Source organism: Mycobacterium sp. (assembly GCF_035314905.1).
In the GTDB taxonomy this organism is placed as follows: domain Bacteria; phylum Actinomycetota; class Actinomycetes; order Mycobacteriales; family Mycobacteriaceae; genus Mycobacterium.
The window spans coordinates 1-4,411 of the sequence record NZ_DATFYW010000032.1 but is presented as its reverse complement, the minus strand read 5'-3'; the positions used below and the strand labels follow the sequence as shown (position 1 = coordinate 4,411).

The following is a 4,411-nucleotide window of genomic DNA, read 5'->3' as shown; positions in this document are numbered from 1 at the left end:
GCCGCGCCAGGCCGTCGAGGCCACCAAGCGGCTGCTCAACATCCACCTCGAGAAGGCCGTGCTCGCGACCCTCGACTACGCGAACACCGCCGAGGAGCAGTCGTTTTCGACCGAGGACTTCCGCGCGATCGTCACCCGGCTCAACGCGCCGAAATAGAGCTTTCTGCTCTTCGCGCAAGCGCTCATCGCTGCCTTCTGCTCTTCGCGCAAGCGCTCATCGCCGCCTTCTGCTCTTCGCGCAAGCGCTCATCGCCGCCTTGTGCTCTTCGCGCAAGCGCTCATCGCTAGCGATTCCGAGCGCTGCACGGTTCCGGTGATGCCGCGCGCGTCCTGGCGGGCGAGCAGCACGGCGGCATCGGCCATCGCCTCCGGGGGTTCCACCATCTCGGGCGGAATCTGGACCCCGCCGCCGCCGGCCAGCCAGCCCTCGGTCAGCACGACACGGGACGGGCTGAGGCAGTTGACCGCGATGTTGTCGCCCTTCAGGTCGGACGCCAGCCCGAGATAGAGGCGTTCGACGGCCGCCTTGGACACCCAGTAGGCGTTGGCGCCCTTGTTCGTCATGCCGACCCCGGTCGTCGTCACCGCGACCAGTGAGCCGCCGCCCCGCTCCCGCACATGCGGAATCACGGCCCTGGTCACCAGGAACACGCCGGTCAGGTTGACGTCCAGGCACAGCTGCCACCGCTTGAGCGGCGTCGATTCGATCGGACCCAGCCACAGCACACCGGCGTTGGCGATCAGGATGTCGATGCCGCCGAACGCGGCAACCGTGGCCGCGACCGCGTTGTGCACCGACTCCTCGTCGGCGACGTTGCAGGGCACCGGCAGCGCCGCCCCGCCCGCCGCCATGATCCCGTCGGCGACCGAACCGATCGTGCCGGGCATTCGGCCCTCGTGCTCCGAGCGCGCGGCGACCGCGACGGCCGCGCCTTCTCGCGCGAGCGCGGCGGCCACCGTCGCGCCGATCCCGCGGCTGGCCCCCGCCACGAAGGCCACCTTGCCCGCGAGCACGCCGGTCATTTCGGTGGGAACCGCAGCGCTCCGTCGAGGCGGATGACTTCGCCGTTGAGATAGTCGTTTTCGACGATGCTCGCCACCATCGTCGCGTACTCGGCGGGCCGGCCCATCCGCTTCGGGTAGGGGATCTGCGGTCCCCAGTGCGCCTCGAGCTGTTCGGGCGGCACGGGGTACGCCGGTGTCAGGAACATGCCCGGAGCGATCGTGACGACGCGGATGCCGAGGGGCGAGAGGTCGCGAGCCGCGACCAGGGTCATGCCGATGACACCGCCCTTGGCGGCGGAATACGGCAGCTGGCCGACCTGGCCCTCGTAGCCCGCGATGGACGCGGTGTTGACGATGACGCCGCGTGCGCCCTCGACGGGTTCCTGCCGCGCAATGGCGGCAGCCGACAGCCGCATCACGTTGAACACGGCGGTCAGGTAGAAGTTGATGGTCGTCTTGAAACCCTCGAGGTCGAGCGGCGAGCCGTCCCTGCCGACGAGTCGCCCGCCGCTGGCCGGTCCCCCGTGGGTGTCGACCGAGATCCGCAGCGGCCCCAGGGCTTCCGCCTCGGCAATCGCGGCGTTGAGGTCGTCGGTGCTGGTGGCGTCGGTCCGCACGTAGCGGACACCCAACTCCTTCTCGAGCGCCCCGCCCTTCTCGTCGGCGAGGTCGGCGACGACCACCTTCGCCCCCGAGCCGTGCAGGCGACGGACGGTCGCCTCACCCAGGCCTCCCGCACCGCCGACGACTAACGCGGAGCTACCGGCGATCTGCATGTGGTTCCCCTTCTTGCAACGCGTACTCTCGGACTGAGAGAATAACATTCTCACACCGGACGAAATATATGGGGAGAACACCTATGCCCGATGCCGTCATCGTGTCCGCCCTGCGTACGCCCATCGGCACCGCCGTCAAGGGAACACTGCGCGACACCGACGCTTATCAGCTGGCCGAGCATGTGGTCGTCGAGGCGGTCGCGGCGCTGGACTCGCTGCCGGTCGACCTGCCGGTCGATGATGTGATCCTGGGCGAGGGGCTCTACGGCGGCGGTGTGGTGGCCCGCCATGCCGCTCTGACGGCGGGACTGACGTCGGTGCCCGGGCTGGCTCACAACCGCCACTGCGCCGCGGGGCTGGCCGCGGTGCAGGGTGCGGCGGCCAGTGTGCGGGCGGGAATGGACCAGCTGGTGATCGCCGGCGGGGTGAACTCGGCGTCGACGTCGCCGCGGTCGCGCAAGTTGGTCGACGGCGAGTGGGTCGACTGGTTCCCGCCGACGCATCCCGACCGGCCCGACGCGCCGAATCTGGACATGTCGATCACCGTGGGCTGGAATGCCGCGGTCCGGGCCGGGGTCAGCCGCGAGGAGATGGACGCGTGGGCGCTGGGTTCGCATCGCAAGGCGGTCGCGGCCATCGATGAGGGGCGTTTCAAGGAGGAGATCGTGCCGATCGAGACTCCCCACGGGCTGTTCTCGGTCGATGAGCATCCGCGCCGCGACACCAGCATGGAGAAGCTGGCCGCGCTCAAACCGCTGCACCCCGAGATCGAGGGTTTTTCGATCACCGCGGGCAACGCCAGCGGCGCCAACGACGGCGCGGCCGCGCTGGTGGTGGCCAGCGACGGGTTGGGGCTGCCGGCCCTGGCCGTCGTGAGGGGGTGGGCCTCGGTCGGTGTCGATCCCGCGATCACCGGGCTGGCGCCGGTCGACGCGATCCCCAAAGCCCTGCGGCGCGCGGGCATCTCGCTGGCCGACGTCGACGTGTTCGAGATCAACGAGGCGTTCGCGTCGATGTGCGTGGCCACGATCAAGATGCTGGGTATCGATCCGGACCGGGTGAACGTGAGCGGAAGCGGATGCTCGCTCGGTCATCCGGTCGCGGCCACCGGCGCACGCATGCTCGTCACCCTGGTGCACGAGCTGCGTCGGCGCGGCGGCGGCATCGGCGTGGCGGCGATGTGCGCCGGCGGCGGCATGGGTTCGGCCACGGTCATCGAGGTTCCAGCTCCTTGAGATGCATGACATCGACGAGCTGATCGCATCGGCGCGAGACGGATCGACCCGGGCCGCGGGCCGGCTGCTGAGCCTCGTCGAGAGCGCGCGGCGCGACGAGGTGCTGGCAGCCCTCGGCCGGTCCACCGCCCGGGTGATCGGGATCACCGGACCGCCGGGAGCGGGCAAGTCGACGACGATCGCGGCGCTCGTCGCGGTGTATCGCGGGCGGAACCTTCGCGTGGCGGTGCTCGCGGTCGACCCCTCGTCGCCCTACAGCGGCGGCGCGATCCTCGGCGACCGCATCCGGATGGCCGCCCACATCAACGATCCTGGTGTGCTCATCCGCTCGGTGGCCTCCCGCGGGCATCTGGGCGGGCTGGCGGCCGCCGTGCCCGCGGCCGTCCGCGTGCTTGCCGAACTCGGCTATGACGTAGTGCTTTTGGAGACGGTGGGGGTGGGGCAGTCCGAGGTCGAGGTGGCCGCCCTGGCCGATCCGACGGTGGTGATCCTCAATCCCGGTGCCGGCGACGCGGTCCAGGCGGCCAAGGCGGGCCTGCTCGAAGTCGCCGACATCGTGGTGGTCAACAAGGCCGATCGTGATGGTGCCGAGCAGACCGTTCGCGACCTTCGGGCCGAGACGCATGCCCCGATCCTCACCTCGGTGGCCGACCGCGGCGAAGGGGTGACCGATCTGATGGACGCGATCGACGCGCACCATCGCGCCGACACCCGTGCCCGCCGGATCGCTCGCGCGCGCGCCCAGATCCTGTCGCTGGCGCAGACCCGGCTGCGCGCCCATCCCGATCTCGAGCAGCTGGCCTCGTCGGTCGCCGAGGGCACCCGCGACGCCTACACCGCGGCCGAACTACTGCTCGGCGGCGCTACGCCGCCCGAATACTCCAGCGGGCGCGCGAAGACAGCGGGTCGCACAACTCCCCACTCGGGCTAGCGGCGTCGAACCAGGAGACTCCGCGCAGCCGTCGACACCGAGCAGCGCACGAGCACCGCCAGGGACCTAGCCGGCCGAGCCACCCCAGTACGGACCATACATGGCGTAGGGACCCGAATAGGGCGCCGGAATGGAGGCGTTGATCTCGGCGTCGCCATTCTTCACGCATTTGGTCGCGGTGGCCCCGGAGGTGCACGACTGGTTGTCCTGCGGACCCGGCGCCGCCGCCGCCGTAGTGACCGTGGTCGTCACCGTCGTCGGCGCCGGCTGGGACGGCACCGGCGTCCGATCGGCGGTGGCCATCGGTGCCGAGCCAATAGCTGCCGCGGCCGCTGCCGCGGCAGCGGCCGCCGCCAACGTTGCTGTGATGTGTTTCAATCCAATGCGCATGGTGGCACCCCTATTGATTCGATATCCGATTTTTCTTTCCAGAACTGATCTGTTCTCAAACGGATCCGTTCTGG

At 69.9% G+C, this 4,411-nt stretch carries 4 protein-coding genes and 2 pseudogenes; 3 read left to right on the top strand and 3 right to left on the bottom strand.

From position 1 onward, the window contains the following. Positions 1 to 157, top strand: a pseudogene (locus VKG81_RS02375) (enoyl-CoA hydratase/isomerase family protein); the annotation flags it as partial. A gap of 89 nt (positions 158 to 246) precedes the next feature. Here VKG81_RS02375 and VKG81_RS02370 read toward each other — a convergent pair. Beyond that, positions 247 to 1,023, bottom strand: a complete 777-nt coding sequence (locus VKG81_RS02370; protein ID WP_324389331.1) for an SDR family NAD(P)-dependent oxidoreductase — start codon at positions 1,021 to 1,023, stop codon at positions 247 to 249. Then, entirely contained in the window at positions 1,020 to 1,781 is a 762-nt protein-coding gene (locus VKG81_RS02365) for an SDR family NAD(P)-dependent oxidoreductase (RefSeq protein WP_324389329.1), read from the bottom strand. Before VKG81_RS02365 ends, VKG81_RS02370 begins: the two co-directional genes overlap by 4 nt. 83 nt (positions 1,782 to 1,864) lie before the next feature. On the opposite strand from VKG81_RS02365, the gene VKG81_RS02360 reads away from it, so the two are divergent. Then, positions 1,865 to 3,016 (top strand): thiolase family protein, encoded by a 1,152-nt coding sequence (locus VKG81_RS02360; protein ID WP_324389327.1) that lies wholly within the window; start codon positions 1,865 to 1,867, stop codon positions 3,014 to 3,016. Between the two features lies 1 nt (position 3,017). Beyond that, on the top strand, positions 3,018 to 3,947 hold the full coding sequence (gene meaB, locus VKG81_RS02355) for a methylmalonyl Co-A mutase-associated GTPase MeaB (RefSeq protein ID WP_324389325.1): 930 nt from the start codon (positions 3,018 to 3,020) through the stop codon (positions 3,945 to 3,947). Positions 3,948 to 4,013: 66 nt separating this feature from the next. On the opposite strand, the pseudogene VKG81_RS02350 reads toward meaB, so the two are convergent. Continuing rightward, positions 4,014 to 4,411: pseudogene (locus VKG81_RS02350) on the bottom strand (hypothetical protein); the annotation flags it as partial.